This is a genomic window from Gordonia spumicola, assembly GCF_009932475.1.
Classification (GTDB): Bacteria; Actinomycetota; Actinomycetes; order Mycobacteriales; family Mycobacteriaceae; genus Gordonia; species Gordonia spumicola.
Genome location: NZ_BJOV01000005.1, coordinates 1,315,241 through 1,335,781, shown reverse-complemented (window position 1 = coordinate 1,335,781; position 20,541 = coordinate 1,315,241). Strand labels below are relative to the sequence as shown.

Here is a 20,541-nt window from a genome sequence, read left to right as displayed (position 1 = left end):
CTTCGTGTCGGACACGTCCCTGCCGAATTCCGCTCCGTCTTCACCGTTCTCCCAGCGTCACCTCGGCCCGGACGGCGCCGAACTCGCGAAGATCCTCGACGTCCTCGGCGTGTCCTCGCTGAACGAACTCGCTGCCGACGTCGTGCCCGCGACGATCGCCGACGGCGTCGACGCCGACGGCATCCCGACCGGTCTCGACGCGCTGCCCGCGCCGCTCAGCGAGGCGGCCGCGACGGCGGCGATGCGCGAACTCGCGAACCGCAACGTCGTCGCCCGGTCGATGATCGGCCTCGGCTACTACGACACGCACACGCCCGCGGTCATCAAGCGCAGCATCCTCGAGAATCCCGCCTGGTACACGGCCTACACGCCGTACCAGCCGGAGATCAGCCAGGGCCGCCTCGAGGCGCTCCTCAACTTCCAGACGATGGTCGCCGACCTCACCGGAATGGAGGTCGCGAACGCCTCGATGCTCGACGAGGGCACCGCCGCGGCCGAGGCGATGACACTGCTGCGCCGTGCGGGCAAGTCGAAGTCGCCGCGCGTCGTCGTCGACGCCGATCTGTTCCCGCAGACGCGCGCCGTGATCGAGACGCGCGCGGAACCGCTCGGCATCGAGGTCGTCGAGGCGCGGCTCGATCCGACCGCCGACGACGCCGGCCTCCCGGAGGGCGACTTCTTCGGCGTCATCTTCCAGACGCCGGGCGCGTCCGGCGTGATCGTCGACTCCGCACCGATTATCGCCGCGGCCCACGAACGGGGCGCTCTCGTCGCCGCAGGCGTCGACCTGCTCGCCGCGACCCTGGTGACCGCGCCGGGCGAACTCGGTGCGGACGCCTGCTTCGGCACCACGCAGCGGTTCGGCGTCCCGATGGGCTTCGGCGGACCGCATGCGGGCTACCTCGCCGTCCCCACCAAGGTGACGCGTCAGCTGCCCGGTCGGCTCGTCGGCGTGTCGAAGGACGCGGACGGCAACCTCGCCTACCGCCTCGCGCTGCAGACCCGCGAGCAGCACATCCGCCGCGAGAAGGCGACGTCGAACATCTGCACCGCCCAGGTGCTGCTGGCGATCATCGCCGCGATGTACGCGTCGTACCACGGGCCAGACGGCCTCAAGGCGATCGCACAGCGCGTCCACGGCCACGCCGCGGACATCGCCGACCGCCTGACCGCCGCCGGACTGACGGTGGAGCACGCGTCGTTCTTCGACACCGTCCAGGTGTTCGCGCAGGGCCGCGCCGCCGGCATCGTCGCCGCGGCCAAGGCCCACGGCGTCAACCTGCGCCAGGTGGACGCGGACCGGGTGAGCATCGCCTGCGACGAGACCACCACCGACGCCGACATCGCGGCCGTCCTCGACGCCTTCGGCGCCGGCGCCGCTCAGCCGACGACGTTCTCGACGCCGATCGAGAACCGCACCAGCGCGTACCTCGAGCACGAGGCGTTCCACGCCTACCGCACCGAGACCGCGATGCTGCGTTACCTGCGCGAACTGTCCGATAAGGACATCGCCCTCGACCGCAGCATGATCCCGCTCGGCTCGTGCACCATGAAGCTCAACGCGGCCACCGAGATGGAGCCCATCACCTGGCCCGAGATCGGCGGCCTCCACCCGTTCGCGCCGCTCGGCGACACCGAGGGCATGCGTGAGCTCATCACCACCCTCGAGAGCTGGCTCGTGGCCGTCACCGGCTACGACCGCGTGAGCCTGCAGCCCAACGCCGGCTCGCAGGGCGAGTACGCGGGTCTGCTCGCGATCCGCAACTACCACCGCTCGCGTGGCGACGAGGCACGCGACGTGTGCCTGATCCCGTCGAGCGCACACGGAACCAACGCCGCGTCGGCCGTCATGGCCGGCATGCGCGTGGTGGTCGTCGCCAGCCGCGACACCGGCGACGTCGACATCGACGACCTGCGCGCCAAGATCGACAAGCATCGCGATCAGCTCGCCGCGATCATGATCACGTACCCGTCCACGCACGGCGTGTTCGAGGACGAGGTGACCGACATCTGCAATGCCGTCCACGAGGCCGGCGGCCAGGTGTACGTCGACGGAGCCAACCTGAACGCCATGGTCGGTCTCGCGCGTCCGGGCCAGTTCGGCGGCGACGTCTCGCACTTGAACCTGCACAAGACGTTCTGCATCCCGCACGGCGGCGGCGGCCCCGGCGTCGGACCGGTCGCGGTGCGTGAGCACCTCGCACCGTTCCTGCCGAGCCACCCGCTCGCATCCGAACTCGACCAGACCGGCGTGACGATCTCGGCCGCACCGTACGGTTCCGCGTCGATCCTGCCGATCACGTACGCGTACATCGCCATGATGGGCGCGGAGGGTCTGCGTGCGGCATCGCTGACGGCCATCGCTTCGGCCAACTACATCGCTCGACGTCTGAGTGAGTACTACCCGATCCTGTACACGGGCGAGAACGGCTGGGTCGCCCACGAGTGCATCCTCGACCTGCGCGAGCTGTCGAAGGAGAGCGGTGTGAGCGTCGACGACGTCGCCAAGCGTCTCGCCGACTACGGCTTCCACGCGCCGACCATGAGCTTCCCGGTGGCCGGCACCCTGATGGTCGAGCCGACCGAGAGCGAGAACCTCGCCGAGATCGACGCGTTCATCGACGCGATGATCAAGATCCGCGGCGAGATCGAGAAGGTCGCCGACGGCACGTGGGCCGTCGACGACAATCCGCTCGCGGGCGCGCCGCACACCGCCGAGAGCCTGGTCGGCGAGTGGAACCACGGCTACGACCGGATGACCGCCGTGTACCCGAACGGACTCCCGTCATCGGGCGCACGCCCGAAGGTGTGGCCGTCGGTCCGCCGCATCGACGGCGCGTTCGGCGACCGCAACCTCGTGTGCAGCTGCCCGCCGCTCGACGCGTTCGCCGAGTAAGGGCCGCGTCAGGCCGCCGAGGTGCGCACCGCGACGCCGCGGGCCGCGAGCAACGGCGTCACGTCGTCGACGATGCGGGCCAGAGCCGCGGCGTCCGGGCCGCGGAGGGTCACGCCGTCGGCGACGTGTGCCGCCGACACGTCGCCGAGGAGCGACGCGAGTGTCGCGACCGTTCCCGGGTGGACGATGACGCCGGTGCGTGTGCCTGCGGACCATCCCGGATGGTCGGCGGCGTATTCGGCGTATGCGTTGGCGACGGTGTCGGACACGTGCACGTCGAGGTCGACGAACACCGGACGTGACGACCGCGACGTCGCCTGGGCGGCCTGGCCGAGGCTGCCGGTGCGCACGCGTTTCACCGGGGCGTCGTCGGATGAGGTGATCTCCACCCAGTCGGACGAGTCGGATTGGACGGCGATGCGGAGCGCTGGGGTCGTCGTCATGAAGGGTTCTCCTGTTCTAGGCGGTGGAAACGGCTGCGGTGGAAGACGAGCGGGCCCGACTCGGGGCTCGTGAAGTGGTTGGTGACGGCGAGCAGCGCGATCACGTGATCGCCCGCGGGCACTATGCGGTGCACCCGGGTGTGGAAGCCCGCGGCGACGCCGTCGATGTGGACGGCCCCGGCGTCGGTCGACGTCCAGTCGATGCCGTCGAATCGTTCGGTCGCCGGACGTCGCAGCAGGTCGGCGACCGCCGACTGGTCGTCGGCCAGCACGCTGACTCCCCAGTCCTCGACACCGCGCAGGACCGGCAGTGTCGTCGACGTGCGGGCGATGTTGACCGACACGAGCGGCGGATCGAGGGAGACGGAGGTGAACGACGACGCGACGATGCCTGCCGGGCCGTCCGGCCCGAGCGCCGCGACCACGACGAGGCCGGACGGGTACTGTCCGAACACACGTCGCAGGGCGGCGTGGTCGCTGGGGGCCTGGCGAGCGAGGATGGCGGTCATATCAGTCCTGACTTCCTGTCATCTCGGCCGGATCAGCGGCCTGCGGGGACGAATGGATTGCCTGCGGAGGCCCGGGTGCGCGGCCGCCCGTCGTCGAAGAGCCCACGCCGGGTCAGTTCGGGGATCACGCCTTCGCCGAACCAGTACAGCTCCTCCAGGTGGGGGTATCCGGAGAGCACGAACTCGTCGATTCCGGCCGCCGTGTACTCGGCGATGAGGTCGGCGACCTCGCCGTGTGATCCGACGAGCGCCGTACCCGCGCCGCCACGGACGAGGCCGACGCCCGACCACAGGTTCGGGACGATCTCCAGGGCCCGGGGGTCGCGCCACGAGCCGTCGGCCCGGTGCGTCGCGTGCAGGTCTCGCATCGCGGCCTGACCGACCGACTCGCTGCGTCCCAGGCCGTCCTGCACGTGGCCGACGGTGTCGTCGTCGAGGGCCGACAGGAGACGTCCGGCCTCCGCCCACGCCTGCTCCGCGGTGTCGCGGGTGATCACGTGCAGCCGGACGCCGAATCGGACGGTCCGTCCTTGCGCGGCGGCGAGTCCCCGTATCCACTCCACCTTCTTCGCGACGGCGGCGGGCGGCTCGCCCCACGTCAGGTACACGTCGGTGTGACGCGCGGCCACCACGCCGGCCTCCGGCGACGATCCGCCGAAGTAGATGGGCGGCACCGGGTCGGGGAGCGTGGCGAGGGTGGCGTCGTCGACGGTGATGTGCTCACCGTGATGAGTGACGGTCTCGCCCGCCCAGAGGCGTCGGACGACGCTCAGGAACTCGTCGGTCCGAGCGTAGCGGGCGGCCTTGTCCAGATGATCGCCGTATGCGCGTTGTTCGGCCGACTCGCCGCCGGTGACGACGTTCAGCAGCAGCCGTCCGGGCGCGTGCTTGTCGAAGGTCGCGGCCATCTGCGCGGCGAGCGTCGGGCTCACCAGCCCGGGGCGGAACGCGACGAGGAAGCCGAGACGCTCGGTCTCGCGGGCGACCATCGCCGTCGTCAGCCAGGCGTCCTCGCACCACGCGCCCGCCGGGGTGAGCGCCGCGGTGAAGCCGAAGTCGTCGGCCGTCCTCGCGATCGACGACAGGTATCCGATCGACGCGTCGCGGTCGCCGCGCGCGATCCCGGCGGGCAGACCGTGGCCGCCGCCGACGATGAATCGGGAGTCGCCGTACGTCGGCAGAAACCAGTGGAGCTTGAGAGACATGACTTCCTTCTAGAGCGTTCCATGACTGGGCGGCGTGCGGCGATCGAGCGCCCACCTGCCCAGATGCTGGACCTTCCAGCGTTCGGGGTCGTGCAGAGTGTGGGTGCGCGCGTCGCGCCAGTGCCTCGACAGGTTGGCAGCCGAGGAAGCCGCACGGGTGCCGCCGATGTCGAACAACTCCGATCCGACCCGCCGAGCGGCCCGACCGGCGGCGACCTTCGCCGCCGCCGTCGCGAGCGCCGCGTCGGCGATCGACCGGCGGGAGTCGTCGGCGGCGTCGACCGTGCGGGCCGCGTGTTCGAGCAACGCCTCCGCGGCGCGCACGTCGATCTCGAGTTCCCCCGCCTGCGCGATCAGGAGCGGATCGTCCGCGGCCCGCTCGACGTCGGCTTCGAACCACGGCCGGGCGCGGCCGACGAGATCGGGGAGTGCGTCGAGGGCCCCGCGCGCGATCCCGACGTCGACGGCTGCGTGCAGCAGTTGGGCGGTGGTGCCGTAGGTGCCGGGCGTCGACCGCAGGAGTGCGAAGTCGAGGACGAGGTCGTCGTCGACCACGACGTCGTCGAAGGCGACGGTGCCGCTGCTGGTGGTGCGCTGTCCCACACCGTCCCAGTCGTCGGCGATCGTCACCCCCTCGGCGTCGGCGGGGACGTACGCGACGACGGATCCGCCGTCGGGGCCGACGGCCCGGACGGCGAGCAGGTCGGCGAACGCCGCGCCGGTGCAGTAGTACTTGGTTCCGGTCAGGCGCAGGCCTCGCGCGGTGCGACGCAGGGCGGTGGCGTCGTCGAGGACCGTTCGACCGCCGCGTTCGGTCTGCGCGTTGGCGATGCGCGCCCCGGCCAGGACTCGACCGAACAGTCGCCGCTTGAGCATGTCCGTGCCGACCCGACGTGCGGCGTCGACGAACACGAAATGACTCTGCGGGATCTGTGCGAGGCTTGCGTCCGCCGCCGCGAGAGTCGCGGTGACGACGGCCAGACTGACCGCGCCGAGCCCGGCCCCGCCGTACTCGCGCGGCACGGTGATGCCGAGCAGGCCGGAGGCGGACAGGGCCGTGACCTCGTCGAACGGCAGGTCGCGGGCGAGGTCGCGGACGCTCGCACCCGCCGCGACGGCGGGTGCGAGCGCGGTGACCGCGGCGACTGCGGCGTCGTGGTCGGTGATCGACGCGGTCAGCTGTGTCGTCACGTCAGCTGTACAGCGAGAATGCCGGTGCTCGACGGTTCAGCGTCCAGTCGCCGACCTCGCGCGCCTTGTACGCCACCGGGTCGTGGACCGTGTGCGTACGCAGGTTGCGCCAGTGCCTGTCGAACCCGTAGGCGGTGGTGGTCGCGCGGGCGCCCTGGATCTCGAACAGGCGCGACGCCGCGTCCAACGAGACTTTTGTCGTCACGTACTTGGCCTCGGCGATCGCGACCGCGGCTTCCGCTCGCTGCTCGTCGGTCAGCGACTCGCCGATGTCGAGGGCGTGCTGCAGGGCGTCGCCTGCACGGTCGGCGAGGAGGACGGCCGCACTGATCTCCGAGCGGACCTCGCCGACGAGTTCGAGGATGTACGGGTCGTCCGTCGCCGCGTCGAGGCCCGACGTCTCCCACGCGCTGGCGTTCAACCGCGTCCAGTCGAGCGCTTCGTCGAACGCGCCTTCGGCCGTTCCGATGTAGAAGTTGACGAACGCCAACTGCCAGTGCGGCGTCACGAGCTGCTGGAACGCGGTGAACGTCGGCGGCGAGTCGGGGTCGCCGAGGATCTCCTCGCGGGAGATCGGGGTGTTCACGAACTCGACACCGCCCGAGTCGGTGAGCCGCTGGCCGATGTTGTCCCAGTCGCCGAGCGCGGTGAAGCCTTCCTTGCCCGCGGGCAGGGACAGGAAGACGAGGGCGTCGCCGAACGTCGCGGTCACCGACAGCTGATCGCCGACGCTCGCGCCGGACGCGAAGGTGCGTCGACCGTTGAGGCGGAATCCGTCCCCGTCACGGGTCAGTTCCAGACCGCTTCCGCCACGCGGATTCTGCACACCGCCCCAGAACAGGCGCTCGGACGCGTTGCGCTTCGAGAGCGCCTCCGCCTGTTCCGGTGTCCCGAACAGGTGGGCGATGCGCTGCTGGGCGTAGTGGTAGCCGAGCAGGTGCGCGATCGACGTGTCGCCGCGGGCGATGCGCCGGGTGATCTGCTGCGTCTGGGCGTAGTTCAGTCCCGACCCGCCGAACTCGACGGGCTCGCCGACCTGCAGGAGGTCATTGCTGCGGAGGAGTTCGATCTCGGCGGTCGGTGCGCCGTTGGCGCGGTCGCGTTCGGCCGCGGTGGCGCGGAGCTCGGCGGCGACGAGGTCGGCCCGTCGGAGCGCGGCCTCGAACTGGCCGTCGACGGCGTCGACCGCCGCGGTCGCGGATTCGGTGATTGTCATGATGAAGAGTCCTGTCTGTGAGGTGGGGGTCAGGCGCTCAGGACGCCGTTGCGTGCGAGCTCGGATTCGAGCCTGCCGCTGGTGGTCAGATCCGCTTCGAGTTCGCGGACCAGGGGGAGGATTGTCGAGCCGAAGTACTCGACGTCCTCCAGGTAGTGCAGGAAGCCGAGCAGGAACAGGTTCACGCCGCGCGTCTTGTAGGCGACGATCCGTTCCGCGATCTGTTCGGGCGTGCCGATCAAGCCGGTTCGGAATCCGTCGTTGTACTGGACGAGGTCGGCGAACTCCGAGTCCTGCCACATGCCCTTGCCGTCCGATGTGGCCGGTCCGGCCTGCCTGACGGCCGACCCGAAGCCCTCGACCGCCTGTCGGTCGGCCTTGTCGACGATCTCCCGCAGCACGTCGCGGGCCTCCGACTCGCTGTCGCGCCCGATGAGGAACCCGTTGAGGCCGAACTTGACGGTCCGGCCGTGCAGGGCGGCCTCGGTGTTGACGTCGACGACCTGCTCGGTGAGTCCGTCGAAGTCTTTGCCGTTGCTGAAGTACCAGTCGGACACGCGTCCGGCCAGGGCCCTGGCGGCCGTCGAGTTGCCGCCCTGGAAGATCTCCGGATGCGGCCGGCCCGGCAGGTCGACGGGCTTGGGTTTGAGGTCGAAGTCGTGCAGTCGGTAGAAGTCGCCCTTCAGCTCGGCGTGGTCGTCGGTCCAGATGCGACGCAGATAGGTGATGAACTCCTCGGTGCGGCGATACCGCTCGTCGTGTTCGAGCCACGGCTCGCCGAGCTTGGTGAACTCGTCCTTGAACCATCCGGACACCACGTTCACGGCGGCGCGTCCGCCCGAGAGGTGATCGGCGGTGGTCAGGAACTTGGCGAGCACACCCGGTTGCCACAGCCCGGGATGGACGGCGGCGATCACCTTAAGGCGCTCGGTGGCGAGGAGCAGGGCGAGCGAGAAGCTCGTCGACTCGTGCTGGTAGGCGGCTCCGTACGAAGCGATGTACCGGACCTGCGACAACGCGTAGTCGAAGCCGTTGTTCTCGGCGAGGACGGCGAGCTTGCGGTTGTAGTCGTAGCTCCAGTCGGTGCGCTGCTCGATCGTCGAGACGACGAGGCCGCCGCTGACGTTCGGCACCCAGTACGCGAACTGGAGTGGAGCTGATGCGGCTTCGAGCCGCTCGGAACTGATGTCTGTCATGGCTGAGGTGATGCTCCTGTGGGGATCGACGGATGAGAGGACGGGTCCGTCAGCGACATCGGTTCCTGGAGAGCTCTACAGCGGTCATGACACAAGATGGTGCGCGGCGCGGCGCGGTGCGTCGACCGATGGGATCGTCGTGAATCCAACTGTCGGGATCTGGTGTGAGGCACCCGGATTGGACTCACGACGCGCCCAACGTCGGTTACCGTTGCCGCATGTCGAAAGTGCGCGTACACAACCTGAACATCTCCCTCGACGGCTTCAGCGCCGGAGGGACGGTGACCCTGGACGAACCGATCGGGCATGCGCGCGCACTGTTCAGTCGATTCGACGGTCGCGTGATCGACGGCGTGCACGCCGTCGACGAGCCGATCACCGCCGACCGCGCGTTCTACAGCATGTGGGGCCAGGGGATAGGCGCGGAGATCATGGGGCGCAAGAAGTTCGGCCCGCAGACCGGGCCGTGGACCGACGACGAGTGGATCGGCTGGTGGGGGACCGAACCACCCTTCACGACGCCGGTCGTCGTGCTGACCCACCATGCGCGCGAGACGTTGACGTTCGAGAACGGGACGAGCTTCCACTTCGTCGACGCCTCACCGGCCGACGCACTCGCTCTCGCGCGCGAACTCGCCGACGGCGGCGACATCCGCCTCGGCGGCGGTCCGTCGTCGGTACGCCAGTTCCTGGACGCCGACCTCGTCGACTTCATGCACCTGGTCACGGTCCCGATCGTGCTCGGCTCGGGCGTCTCGATCTTCGACGGCGGGCGCGACGTCCACGAACGTTTCGACATCGAGTCGGTGACGACGGGGAGCGGCGTGACGCATCAATTCTGGAACCGGCGTCCGTGAGGGGCCACCGGTATCGGGGATCAAGCGTCTAGAGCAGTGGCGTCCGTCTTCGCCCACCAGGTGGAGACCTGTCGACGGAACTCGGCGATGACGATGTCGCCGTCGAGCGTCGTCGGCAGACGCCAGGCCTGCAGGTGACCGTTGGGTGCCGCGACGTATCCGATGGTCTCGCCCCGGAGGTGCACGCCGCAAAGGACGACCCGAATGCGGTCGACCGTCGGCGGGAGGTCATGCAGACGAAACTCTGCGCTCGGAGCCGAACCGGCGAGCCGACCGACGCCGACCCCGGCGTAGGGTGCGCCTTCGCCGACGATGACGTCCACATCGACGTCGGGTGCTCCGGCGATCGACACGTAGAGGTGGGAGGCGTCGGCGTCGTCGAGCCTGCGCACCGTCCCCGCTGCGGCCTCGGGGACCACGAGTTCCTCTGCGTACACCTGCTCTCGCGTCTTGCCGGTCGACGACGATTGGGCGGCCCACTCGGCGAACGGGCGGAGCGCGAACGGGTCGCCGTCGCTCGATCCGGCCTGGACGCCTGCCGCACCGTGCGCGGCCTCATCGAGCCCCACGACATCGTCGTCGTCCTCTACATCGGCGGTGCGCAGAAGATCGTCGAGTCCGGGGACTGCCGTCGACGACAGCTTCTTGAAAGACGCCGACAGGTTGCCCGACGGTGTGGTTCTGATCGCCGACGAGAGGTCGGAAGCGATGTCGAGGACGCGGACGGCGTCGGCTGTCGTCGTCCACGACACCCGTTCAACGTCGGGCCGCGTCCAGGTGCCGAACATGACCACACCTAGTGTCCGGTCGCCGGGTAGGCGGGTTATCACCGCTAGGTGCAGGCGTGCGAGCGCCGGAGCGGTGGCGAATCCCTCGAGAAGCGTCGCGGCGACGTTCGACAGGAGGATGTCGTACCACCAGGCAAGCCTGTCACGTTTCGTGAGCGCCCGCAGCGTCGGATTGCCGACTGCGGTGGTGCCCGGCATTCGGTCCGGGAGGCTGTCGAGGTCGGGTTGTCGCATGATGATCGATCCGTCGGCGCCGTCGACGCCGACGATGCAACCTGCGGCGGCGTTGTCGGCGAACGCTGCGTTGACAGCCTCGCAGACTGTCGCCTCGTCATTGGCCGTCAGCGCCGCCCACCAGTCGCCCGCGCCGTCGACGAGACGATGGAACACCTGGTCCAGGCGCGCCGATTCGTCCGCACAGTAGTCTGCGGCGTCGATGTCGGCCTGCCGCTTCGCATCGGTGCGGGCGGATCGGTCGAGTATCGGAATCGACGCGAGGCGCAGACGCCGGGCCTCGTCTCGGACAGCGTCGACGGCCACCGGTGGGGGCGGTTGCACCACCGGGCACTCAGCGGGTGGGAACCGTTCCAGGTGCGCCGACACCGACGCGGTCCGGTACTGAAGGAGGCGTGCGATCTCGGCGTTGCGCTGCGCGATCTGCTGCTCGCGTTCGGCGGCGCGGATCGACCGTTGGATCTGTGCGGCCGTCGGACGGGACGACCTGCTGCGTGATCGGGGGCGGCCGCGGCCCACAGACTGGTAGGCGTAGAACGGTCCGAATCCGGTCGAGAATCCGGTTCGTCCCGAACCGACGTGGACGCGTGCGGCGCGCGGGCCGATCGAGGTCCGGACTCCACGCGTGGACACGCGGACCCTCATGCCGGGAACGCCGACTCTGAATCCGAATGACATGAGGCCTGAGGCTACCCGGCGGCGGCCGGCAGGACGATCCGATTGATCGCGAGCATCGCCGCGGGTTCGGCCGCCGGCAGCGGGTCGACGACGTCCCCGAACGGAACGGTCGCGGTCGGCGCGGGCAGCGGCCCCGCTCCGCGGAAGCCGGAGGCGGTGATGAGCGCCATCTGCGGGGGCTTGCGGGCGAAGGTGAAGAACTCGGCGATCGCGTCGCCGACGTATGCGGGGACCAGGTCGCCGGCCAGTTTGATCACCGGGTAGTCGGCGACCGGCGTCGCCCCGGACGGGGAGACCACCGCGACCTTCGCGGTCTTGTCGTCGACCGTCGACGCGTACACGCTCTGCTCTGTCGCGGGGACCGCGCGGACCTTGGCGGTCGCCGGATCGGCCTGTTCGCCGATGAACGACACGACGGACGCCGTGGAACCGTCGCCGACCTTCAACTGGGCGGAGATCAACTGCTCGACGGCGCGCTTGACCTGCGGAGACGACGCCTGGGCCGCGGTCAGTGAGCCTTTCGTGTCGGCGACCGCCGCGGCCACGCCCTGCGCGGCGAGCGCGGACGCGTCCGACTGCGGGCCGTTCGGCATGGCGATCCGCAAGGATCCCCACTCGCGGTGACCGTACACCGACAGGGAGTTCGCCTCGGTCAGGCCGGGCAGATCCTTCCAGTCGATGCGTCCGTTGATCGACTCGGCGAGACGCCGCTGCAGCACCAGGCGTACCGGGGAGGTGACGAGCGACGCCGGCGGTCCCTGCAGGATCGCAGCCTTGGACGTCTGAAGCTTCGCCGACCACACCGACGACTCCGGCACCCACGCGCCGGGGTACGGGCCGAACGACTCGGTGTCCCACTTCTTCGCGGTCAAGCCTTCGAGAGTCGCACGCGCGTCGGCGGGCCGGACCTGGACGGTGACGCACTTGTCGCGCACCACCGGTTGGGTGTCGTTGTAGTTCTGGGCGATCCGCTGGAGGGCGGGTGCGATCGCGGGATCGGCGACGACGGCCACCTTCGCGGGCCCGTCGACACACGCGGCGGCGTCCGACGTCGCCGATGAGTCGATGTCGTCTCCGAGGTGCGTCCACGCCGCGATCACGGCGACCACGAGGATCACCACCAGTGCCCCCGCGACGAGTGGTCGTGCGATGAAATGCCGGTTCTGCTCGCCTGTCGAATGCTTCGACACCGCGTTCCCTCCTGTGCTTCCCCGGCCCACCCCGGGTGTCGTCGAACTGACGAGGCCGGGCCGGAAGACGTCACCGCCTCCGGCCCGGCGCCCTATGCCGTCAGGTGTGTCAGGCGTTTGCTGCCTTGTACTCGCGGCGCGCGCGGTGCAGGATCGGCTCGGTGTAGCCGCTCGGCTGCGAGGCGCCCTCGAGGATCAGTTCCTTGGCGGCGTTGAACGCGATGTTCGAGTCGAAGTCGGCCGCGAGCGGACGGTACTCCGGGTCGCCGGCGTTCTGGCGGTCGACGACCGGAGCCATCCGCTTGAGAGCGGCGACGACGTCGTCCTCGGTCACGATGCCGTGACGCAGCCAGTTGGCGAGCAGCTGGCTCGAGATGCGCAGCGTGGCGCGGTCCTCCATGAGCGCGACGTCGTGGATGTCGGGCACCTTCGAGCAGCCGACGCCGTGATCGATCCACCGCACGACGTAGCCGAGGATCGACTGCGCGTTGTTGTCGAGCTCCTCACGCTTCTCCTCGTCGGTCCAGTTCGGGTTCGCCGAGAGCGGGATCGTGAGGATGTCGTCGACCGACGCCGGATCGCGCTTGGCGATCTCGTCCTGACGTTCGAAGACGTCGACCTCGTGGTAGTGGAGCGCGTGCAGCGTCGCCGCGGTGGGCGACGGAACCCATGCGGTGTTCGCGCCCGCCTTCGGGTGGCCGATCTTCTGTTCGAGCATGTCGGCCATCAGATCGGGCATGGCCCACATGCCCTTGCCGATCTGCGCCTTGTGCTCGAGACCCGCGGCGAGGCCGGTGTCGACGTTCGAGTCCTCGTAGGCGTTGAACCAGGTCTGGCCCTTGATCTCGGCCTTGCGGACGAACGGACCCGCCTCCATCGAGGTGTGGATCTCGTCGCCGGTGCGGTCCAGGAAGCCGGTGTTGATGAACACGACGCGCTCGGAGGCGGCCTTGATGGCGGCCTTCAGATTCACCGAGGTGCGACGCTCCTCGTCCATGATGCCGACCTTGAGGGTGTTGCGGTCGAGGCCGAGGACGTCCTCGACACGCCCGAACAGTTCGGCGGTGAACGCGACCTCGTCGGGGCCGTGCATCTTCGGCTTCACGATGTAGATCGAGCCGGTCCGCGAGTTCTGCAGGCCCTCCGGGCTCATGCCGTGGATGCCGATCGCGGAGGTGACGAGGGCGTCGATGATGCCCTCGGGGACCTCGTTGCCGTCGGCGTCGAGGATCGCCGGGTTGGTCATCAGGTGGCCGACGTTGCGGACGAACAGCAGGCTGCGGCCGTGGAGTTCCAGCGTCGAGCCGTCCGGCGCCGTGTAGGTCCGGTTGGGGTTCAGCGTGCGGGTGAACGTCTTGCCGCCCTTGCTGACCTCTTCGGCGAGATCGCCCTTGTTGAGGCCGAGCCAGTTGGTGTAGCCGAGCACCTTGTCGTCGGCGTCGACCGCGGCGACCGAGTCCTCGAAGTCCATGATGGTGGTGACAGCCGACTCGACGGCGACGTCCTTGACGCCGGCCTTGTCGGTGGAACCGATCGGCGACGAGGCGTCGATCTGGATCTCCAGGTGCAGGCCGTTGTGACGCAGCAGAACGCCGGTCGGGGCCGACGGCTCACCGGTGTAGCCGACGAACGCGGTCGGATCGGCGAACGTGGTGGTGGCGTCGCCGAGCGTCGCGACGACCTTGTCGCCGTCGACGACGTACGAGGTGACGTCGGCGTGGCTGCCCTGCTCCAGCGGAACGGCAGTGTCGAGGAAGGCCTTCGCGAAGGCGATCACCTTGTCGCCGCGGACCTTGTTGTACGACGAGCCCTTCTCCGCGCCTTCGGCCTCGGAGATGGCGTCGGTGCCGTACAGGGCGTCGTACAGCGAGCCCCACCGCGCGTTCGACGCGTTGAGCGCGAAGCGGGCGTTGAGGATCGGGACCACGAGCTGCGGGCCGGGGACCGAGGTGATCTCCTCGTCGACGCCTGCCGTCGTGATCTCGAAGTCGTCGGGGACGGGGACGAGGTAGCCGATCTCGGTGAGGAAGGCCTTGTACTCGTCGAAGTCGATGGTGTCGTGGTCGCGGTGCCAGGCGTCGATCTTGGTCTGGAGTTCGTCGCGGACGGCGAGGAGTTCGCGGTTGCGCGGTGCGAGGTCGTTGATCACCGCGGCGGCTCCGGTCCAGAAGGCGTCGGCGTCTACACCGGTGCCGGGCAGAGCCTTGTTGTTGACGAAGTCGTAGAGGACCTCAGCGACCTGCAAGCCGTTGACGGTGACACGATCAGACATGACGACCTTTCTAGTGGGCGTTCGCGAATTCCGGACACTGAGGCATCCGGCGTCGGCTATTCTACCGGCCCACGGCGCGCGGCGGACTCCGGACCCGTGACTCGACTCCGCAGGTGACGGCAATCGGCGACGACGCGTTCGCGCAGGATCGCGCCGCGTTCGGCGATCGACGACTGTTCCGCGACGTACCGTGCGCGACCCTCCGGCGTCTCGATCGGCACGGGCTCGTACGGCCGACCCGCCATGTCGACGACACCGGTCAGATCGTAGGGGCTGGCCCGCATGTCGAGTTCGCGCGCGGTCAGTGCGAGCTCGAAGCAGTCGGCGAGGAGATCCGATCCGATCAACGGGGACAGCCGCAGGCAGTACCGGTACAGGTCCATGGTGGCGTGCAGGCATCCGGGCTGTTCGTTCGCGACGGCGTCCGACCTGGTCAGGGCGGTGACGTTGCGTGGGCGCGCAGGCTCGGTGAAGAAGCGGAAAGCATCGAAGTGAGTGCAGCGCAGCGAACTCCGTTCGACGACGGCGTCGGTGCCCGCCGAGCCGAGCCGCAGCGGGTGGGGATGGCGCTTGTCGTCGGTCCGATACACCATCGCCCACTCGTGCAGCCCGAAGCAGCCGAGTCGAGGCGAGCGTGCGGCGGTCGCCTCGGTGATCGCCAGCGTCGCGTCGAGGAGGTCGACCTTGGCGGCCAGGTGTGCTGCGGACACGGTCGCCGAGCCCGCGTCGTCGACCGTGTATCCGCGAAGCCCGGCGTAGTGTCGCCGCGCGTCGGCCAGGGTCACGCCGAAGCCCGGATGCCACCGCGTGACCTGGGCCGGACGTGCCGCGTAGTAGGTGAACAGGAAGTCGACGACCGGATGCGACGCCCCGCGTCGTCGGTCGGCGAGGTACGGGCCGATCAGTCGGTCGATCCGCTCGCGGTGGGCGGCGGCGAGCGCCGTCCACTCCGCCCGTGTGAGGGACGACTCCATCAGATCCGGTGCGTCGAGTCGCGGACGGCTCCGACGAAGGCCTCCGCGAGATCGGCCAGGGCCACCATGCCGACGATCGCGCCCGACGCGTCGACGACCGAGGCGAGGTGCGCGCTCGCTCGCTGCAGTTGGGTGGCGGCCTCGTCGAGCGGCGTCGTCGCGGACACCCGGGGAAGCGGACGGATCTTGTCGACGGCCACGAGGGAGTCGGAGTCGACGTCGTCGTCGAAGACGTCGTCCAACACGTCCTTGAGGTGCAGATAGCCGATGTAGCTCCCGTCCAGACCGCGGACCGGGAACCGTGAGTACCCGGTCTCGCGGACAGCGTCCTCGAGGGCCCCCAGTCGCGGTCCGAGACCACCGGTCGCCGGGTCGGGGAGCACCTGGACGCTGCGGACGGCTCCGAGCGGGATCATCACCTCCCGCACGGTCCGTTGGACGGTGTCGAGCGCGCGGGTGAGGCGATCGTGTTCCCCCGCGTCGAGCAGACCGAAGTCCCGCGACTCGCCGATCATCTGCGCCAGTTCGGTCTCGGTGACAGTGGCCGCCAGCTCGTCCTTCGGCTCCACGCGCAACAGACGCAGGACGCCGTTGGCGAGCGCGTTGAATACCCAGATGAACGGTTTCGCCAGGCGCAGGAACCACAGGTGGACCGGGACGAGGAGCATCGCGGCGCTCTCGGGCCCGGCGAGCGTGATGTTCTTCGGGACCATCTCGCCGAGCAGGATGTGCAAGACCACCACGATCGCCAAGGCGACGGCGAACGCGATCGGGTGCAGCAGCCCCGCCGGGACGTGCATGAGTTCGAGGGGACGTTCGATGAGGTGCGCGATCGCCGGTTCGGCGATCCGGCCGAGCAGGATGGAGCAGATCGTGATGCCGAGCTGGCAGCCCGCGAGCATCAGCGACAGGTTCTCCGATGCGGTGATGACCGTCCTGGCGCGCTTCTTGCCTGCCTCCTCGAGGGCGACGAGCCGGTCGCGGCGGGCCGCGATCAGCGAGAACTCGGTGCCGACGAAGAAGGCGTTGGCGGCCAGGAGGAGCACCGCGAGCAGGATTCCGCCGATGTCACTCATGTGCGTCCCCCGTCGGTTCGGACTCGACGGTCGTCAGCCACACCTGGTCGACGCGACGTGCGTCCATGCGGACGACGGTGGCCCGCCACCGCTCCGGGGCGTCGCCCGGCTCGCCGTCGGACGCCGTCTCCCGCACCGGCAGGTCGACGACGTCGCCGACTTCGGGGATCCGCCGCAGGACGAACATGACGAGTCCGCCGAGCGTCTCGTACGCGCCGTCGGGAGCGCGGTATCCGACGGCGTGCTGCACCTCGTCGAGGCGCAGCAGACCGGAGCACCGGAATCCGTTCCCGACGCGGGCGACCTCCGACTCCTCGTCGTCGTGCTCGTCGGTGACGTTGCCGAGGATCTCCTCGATGATGTCTTCGGAGGTGACGATGCCCGCGGTGCCGCCGTACTCGTCGACCACCACGCACACTTCGAGGCCGTCGGCCGAGATCCGGTCGCGGAGGGCGTCGCCGTCCAGACTGTCCGGGACACGGGTCACCGGGCGCGCGATCGAGCGCAGGGGAGTGGTCGGGTGTTCGCGGGTCGGAACGGTGAACGCCTGTTTGATGTGCACCACGCCGATGAGGTTGTCGAGGTCGCCGTCGGCGGCGACCAGGAATCGGGAGTGACCGGTGCTCGACGACGCCTCGATGAGGTCGCGGACGGTGTCGCCCGGTTCGAGGCTCGCCACGCGCACGCGCGGGGTCATCAGGTCTTCGGCCGACAGGTCGCCGAAGCGCAGAGAGCGGTCGACGAGTGCGGCGGTGTCCTCGTCGATCTCGCCGTGCAGCGCTGAGTTCCGGACGAGGACCGACAGTTCGGCGGCCGAGCGCGCCGACTGCAGTTCTTCGGTCGGCTCCACGCCGAGCCGTCGGACCAGTGCGTTCGCGGTGCCGTTCAACCCGTTGATGGCGCGGGAGAAGACGCGCGCGAACACGCTCATCGGTCCGGCGGTGGCCCGTGCGACGGCGAGCGGTTTCGCGATGGCGAGATTCTTCGGCACGAGCTCGCCGAGCACCATCGACAGCGACGTCGCGATGAGCAGCGCCAGGGCGAGCGACACGCCGGACTGCCACGACTCGGGCACCCGAGCGGCGTCCAAGACGGGTGTGAGGATCTTCGCCATCACCGGCTCGGCGATGTAGCCGGTGATCAGTGTGGTGATCGTGATGCCCAGCTGCGCGGCGGACAGCTGGAACGAGAGCTCCCGGTGCGCCCGGTCGACCGACCGGGCCCTGCGGTCTCCGCGACGAGCGAGGTCGTCGGCGATCGTCGAGCGTTCGAGCGCGGTCAGGGAGAACTCGCCCGCGACGAACAGCGCGGTCCCCAACGTGAGCGCCACGAAGCCGATGAGGCTGAGGGCGATGACGAGGATGTCCACCGCCGTAGGTCACCAGCCTCCGGGCAGCGGGCGGCCCTCGGCGAAGCCTGCGGCCGACTGGACCCCGAGGACCACTTTCTCGTGGAGTTCCTGCAGCGTCGTCGCACCGGTGTAGGTCGCCGTCGATCGGACGCCCGCGGTGATGTGATCGATGAGGTCTTCGACGCTCGGATGCTCGGGATCGATCCGGATCCGCGACGACGAGATGCCCTCTTCGAACAGTCCCTTGCGTGCGCGGTCGTATGCGTTGTCGGTCGCCGAGCGGGCGGCGACCGCGCGCTTGGACGCCATGCCGAAGCTCACCTTGTACTCGCCGCCCGCGTCGGTGTGCAGGTCGCCGGGCGACTCGTAGGTTCCGGCGAACCACGAGCCGACCATCGCGTTGGACGCGCCTGCCGCGATCGCGAGGGCGACGTCGCGCGGGTGCCGGATGCCGCCGTCGGCCCACACGTGCGCGCCCCGCTCGCGGGCGGCGGCCGCGCATTCGGCGACCGCGGAGAACTGGGGACGTCCCACGCCGGTCATCATGCGAGTGGTGCACATGGCGCCCGGGCCGACGCCCACCTTGACGATCGTCGCTCCCGCGTCGATGAGGTCGAGTGTTCCGCGCTGGGAGACCACGTTGCCCGCGGCGATCGGGACGCCCAGGTCGGCGTCCGCGACGGCCGACAAGGCGCTGATCATCTTCTCCTGGTGGCCGTGCGCCGTGTCGACGACGAGAACGTCGGCTCCCGCTTCCACGAGGCCGCGGGCCTTGCCGACGACATCGCCGTTGATGCCGACGGCGGCGGCCACCCGCAGACGGCCTCGGGCGTCGACATTGGGGGTGTAGATCCCGGCGCGCAGGGCCGCGGTCCGGGTGAGGACGCCGACGAGTGCTCCGTCGCCGTCCACCAGTACGGCGAGGTCGGCGTTGGCGTCGGTGAGCGTGTCGAACACCGTCCGCGGATCGGTGCCCGCGGGCAGCGTGACGGGGATCGGCGTCATGGCGGACCGCAGGTCGGTGAACATGTCGATGTCGTTGCCGGAGACGCTGCGCGCGATCAACCCGACGGGTCTGCCGTCGTCGACGACCACGGCTGCGCCGTGCGCGCGCTTGGGGATCAGGGCCTGGGCCTGAGCCATCAGATCGTCGGGGCTCATCACGACCGGCGTGTCGGCGACGAGGTCACGGCCCTTCACGAAGCCGATGGTCCGCGCGGCGGCGTCGAGCGGAACGTCCTGCGGGAGGACGACGATGCCGCCCCGTCGTGCGACGGTCTCGGCCATCCGCTTGCCCGCGATCGCCGTCATGTTCGCCACGACGAGCGGAATGGTGGTCCCGGTTCCGTCGCTCGAAGCGAGGTCGACGTCGAACCGCGAGGTGGCGGCCGACCGGTTCGGGACGATGAACAGATCGTCGTAGGTCAGGTCGTGGTCGGGTTCGTGCCCGTCCAGGAAGCGCACGCGGGGTGCCTCTCTTGTCGGTTGTTCCGGTCAGAAGTGGGTGACGAGTCGGTTCAGCTCGGTGAGCCACGGGATCGCGACGGCCAGCGTCGGAACGATGAGGATCGCGGCGGCCATCGTGTAGGCGGTCGCCGAGACGAGCGGCACCGGCCGGATGTAGGCGAGCCGCCGGACCCGGGTGAGCGTGGTCGGGCCGCCGACGGCCATCGCACCGCGTGGTGCGGTCGCATCGGCGCAGGCGACGAGCGCCCGCCCGACGGTGGTCGGGGCGGTGGCTCGCGCGGCCTGATCGTCGGCGAGGGCCTCGGCGAGGAGTTCGACGGCGCCGAGCGCCGAGCGGGAGCGGACGAACCGCGGGAACGCCTCGTGGAGGGCGATGAACGCCTCGAGGACGAGGTCGTGGCGTGCGCGCAAGTGGGCGCGCTCGTGTTCGATGACAGCGGACAGTTCGTCGTCGGAGAGCCGGTCCAGGACGCCTTCGCTGACGACGATGCGACTGCGGAGTCCGGGCAGGCAGTAGGCGAGCGGCGTCGGCACGTCGAGCACTCGGACGTCGCGTCCGGCTCCGCGCCGTTTGTCGGCGCAGTCGACGAGATCGACGAGGTTGCGATGCACGGTGCGGCGGGCGCGCGTGCGGATGCCGACCCGGACGGCCGTGTACATCAAGCGGGCGCCGACGAGGAGCGTGAGCGCGAAGATGACGACATAGGCGCTCCAGAGGAACCACCCGAGTCGGGTGATCTCGTCGAGCGGGTTTGTCGTCGGGGTGCCGTTCGGGCCGGGCGCGAGGAGATTGGCGGCGATCGCGAGGCCCGTGCTGAACGCCGACAGCACGGCGGCGAGGGCGATCGACTGCCACAGCGTCATGGCGGCCCGTGGCGCGTAGAGAGGCCACGTCGCACGGGAGAGCGCCTGCGGGATCGGGCCGACCAACGCGAGCGTGAGGATGCCGAACAGCAGCGCGGTCATCGGCCTTCCTCTGGTCGTGCGGTCGGGCGTGC

16 protein-coding genes are annotated in these 20,541 nt (G+C 69.6%); 2 read left to right on the top strand and 14 right to left on the bottom strand.

The genetic code is table 11. The features are described 5' to 3' along the window. Positions 1–4: 4 nt before the first annotated feature. On the top strand, positions 5–2,896 hold the full coding sequence (gene gcvP, locus GYB83_RS17565; RefSeq protein ID WP_228461584.1) for an aminomethyl-transferring glycine dehydrogenase: 2,892 nt from the start codon (positions 5–7) through the stop codon (positions 2,894–2,896). Between the two features lie 8 nt (positions 2,897–2,904). Here gcvP and GYB83_RS17560 read toward each other — a convergent pair whose 3' ends face one another. From GYB83_RS17560 to sfnG, 6 genes are read right to left on the bottom strand one after another with little or no spacing between them, the layout of a single operon-like run. After that, positions 2,905–3,339 carry a hypothetical protein gene (locus GYB83_RS17560; RefSeq protein ID WP_161896643.1) on the bottom strand — a complete coding sequence of 145 codons (435 nt, stop codon included), beginning with the start codon at positions 3,337–3,339 and terminating at the stop codon, positions 2,905–2,907. Continuing rightward, a complete protein-coding gene (locus tag GYB83_RS17555) occupies positions 3,336–3,848 on the bottom strand; it encodes a flavin reductase family protein (RefSeq protein WP_161896642.1) in 513 nt (170 codons plus the stop codon). Before GYB83_RS17555 ends, GYB83_RS17560 begins: the two co-directional genes overlap by 4 nt. A 32-nt stretch (positions 3,849–3,880) precedes the next feature. Continuing rightward, positions 3,881–5,053 carry an LLM class flavin-dependent oxidoreductase gene (locus GYB83_RS17550; RefSeq protein ID WP_161896641.1) on the bottom strand — a complete coding sequence of 391 codons (1,173 nt, stop codon included), beginning with the start codon at positions 5,051–5,053 and terminating at the stop codon, positions 3,881–3,883. Positions 5,054–5,062: 9 nt separating this feature from the next. After that, positions 5,063–6,244, bottom strand: a complete 1,182-nt coding sequence (locus GYB83_RS17545) for an SfnB family sulfur acquisition oxidoreductase (RefSeq protein ID WP_228461582.1) — start codon at positions 6,242–6,244, stop codon at positions 5,063–5,065. A gap of 1 nt (position 6,245) precedes the next feature. Beyond that, a complete protein-coding gene (locus GYB83_RS17540; protein WP_161896640.1) occupies positions 6,246–7,460 on the bottom strand; it encodes an acyl-CoA dehydrogenase family protein in 1,215 nt (404 codons plus the stop codon). A gap of 29 nt (positions 7,461–7,489) precedes the next feature. Continuing rightward, on the bottom strand, positions 7,490–8,656 hold the full coding sequence (gene sfnG, locus GYB83_RS17535) for a dimethylsulfone monooxygenase SfnG (RefSeq protein WP_161896639.1): 1,167 nt from the start codon (positions 8,654–8,656) through the stop codon (positions 7,490–7,492). A gap of 218 nt (positions 8,657–8,874) precedes the next feature. On the opposite strand from sfnG, the gene GYB83_RS17530 reads away from it, so the two are divergent. After that, a complete protein-coding gene (locus GYB83_RS17530; RefSeq protein WP_161896638.1) occupies positions 8,875–9,513 on the top strand; it encodes a dihydrofolate reductase family protein in 639 nt (212 codons plus the stop codon). 20 nt (positions 9,514–9,533) lie between these two features. Here GYB83_RS17530 and GYB83_RS17525 read toward each other — a convergent pair whose 3' ends face one another. The 8 genes from GYB83_RS17525 to GYB83_RS17490 all read right to left on the bottom strand — a co-directional run bounded on the left by GYB83_RS17525 (position 9,534) and on the right by GYB83_RS17490 (position 20,509). Then, entirely contained in the window at positions 9,534–11,213 is a 1,680-nt protein-coding gene (locus GYB83_RS17525) for a DUF4236 domain-containing protein (RefSeq protein WP_161896637.1), read from the bottom strand. Between the two features lie 11 nt (positions 11,214–11,224). After that, positions 11,225–12,403 (bottom strand): hypothetical protein, encoded by a 1,179-nt coding sequence (locus tag GYB83_RS17520; protein WP_161896636.1) that lies wholly within the window; start codon positions 12,401–12,403, stop codon positions 11,225–11,227. Positions 12,404–12,512: 109 nt separating this feature from the next. Beyond that, positions 12,513–14,675, bottom strand: a complete 2,163-nt coding sequence (locus GYB83_RS17515; RefSeq protein WP_161896635.1) for a malate synthase G — start codon at positions 14,673–14,675, stop codon at positions 12,513–12,515. 56 nt (positions 14,676–14,731) lie between these two features. After that, entirely contained in the window at positions 14,732–15,649 is a 918-nt protein-coding gene (locus GYB83_RS17510) for a 3-methyladenine DNA glycosylase (RefSeq protein ID WP_161896634.1), read from the bottom strand. Then, the gene (locus tag GYB83_RS17505; RefSeq protein WP_161896633.1) at positions 15,649–16,725 is read right to left on the bottom strand and encodes a hemolysin family protein; all 1,077 of its coding nucleotides are present in this window, start codon (positions 16,723–16,725) and stop codon (positions 15,649–15,651) included. The genes GYB83_RS17510 and GYB83_RS17505 overlap by 1 nt, the downstream gene beginning before the upstream one ends. Continuing rightward, positions 16,718–18,094 carry a hemolysin family protein gene (locus tag GYB83_RS17500; RefSeq protein WP_161896632.1) on the bottom strand — a complete coding sequence of 459 codons (1,377 nt, stop codon included), beginning with the start codon at positions 18,092–18,094 and terminating at the stop codon, positions 16,718–16,720. The genes GYB83_RS17505 and GYB83_RS17500 overlap by 8 nt, the downstream gene beginning before the upstream one ends. Before the next feature lie 9 nt (positions 18,095–18,103). Further along, positions 18,104–19,540 (bottom strand): GMP reductase, encoded by a 1,437-nt coding sequence (gene guaB1, locus GYB83_RS17495; RefSeq protein ID WP_161896631.1) that lies wholly within the window; start codon positions 19,538–19,540, stop codon positions 18,104–18,106. 30 nt (positions 19,541–19,570) lie between these two features. Then, positions 19,571–20,509 (bottom strand): M56 family metallopeptidase, encoded by a 939-nt coding sequence (locus GYB83_RS17490; RefSeq protein ID WP_161896630.1) that lies wholly within the window; start codon positions 20,507–20,509, stop codon positions 19,571–19,573. Between the last annotated feature and the right edge of the window lie 32 nt (positions 20,510–20,541).

Coding starts and splice junctions, on each gene's coding strand:
- GYB83_RS17560 (WP_161896643.1), bottom strand. CDS start 3,339: ATGACGACGACCCCAGCGCTCCGCATCGCCGTCCAATCCGACTCGTCC.
- GYB83_RS17555 (WP_161896642.1), bottom strand. CDS start 3,848: ATGACCGCCATCCTCGCTCGCCAGGCCCCCAGCGACCACGCCGCCCTG.
- GYB83_RS17550 (WP_161896641.1), bottom strand. CDS start 5,053: ATGTCTCTCAAGCTCCACTGGTTTCTGCCGACGTACGGCGACTCCCGA.
- GYB83_RS17540 (WP_161896640.1), bottom strand. CDS start 7,460: ATGACAATCACCGAATCCGCGACCGCGGCGGTCGACGCCGTCGACGGC.
- sfnG (WP_161896639.1), bottom strand. CDS start 8,656: ATGACAGACATCAGTTCCGAGCGGCTCGAAGCCGCATCAGCTCCACTC.
- GYB83_RS17530 (WP_161896638.1), top strand. CDS start 8,875: ATGTCGAAAGTGCGCGTACACAACCTGAACATCTCCCTCGACGGCTTC.
- GYB83_RS17525 (WP_161896637.1), bottom strand. CDS start 11,213: ATGTCATTCGGATTCAGAGTCGGCGTTCCCGGCATGAGGGTCCGCGTG.
- GYB83_RS17515 (WP_161896635.1), bottom strand. CDS start 14,675: ATGTCTGATCGTGTCACCGTCAACGGCTTGCAGGTCGCTGAGGTCCTC.
- GYB83_RS17510 (WP_161896634.1), bottom strand. CDS start 15,649: ATGGAGTCGTCCCTCACACGGGCGGAGTGGACGGCGCTCGCCGCCGCC.
- GYB83_RS17505 (WP_161896633.1), bottom strand. CDS start 16,725: ATGAGTGACATCGGCGGAATCCTGCTCGCGGTGCTCCTCCTGGCCGCC.
- GYB83_RS17490 (WP_161896630.1), bottom strand. CDS start 20,509: ATGACCGCGCTGCTGTTCGGCATCCTCACGCTCGCGTTGGTCGGCCCG.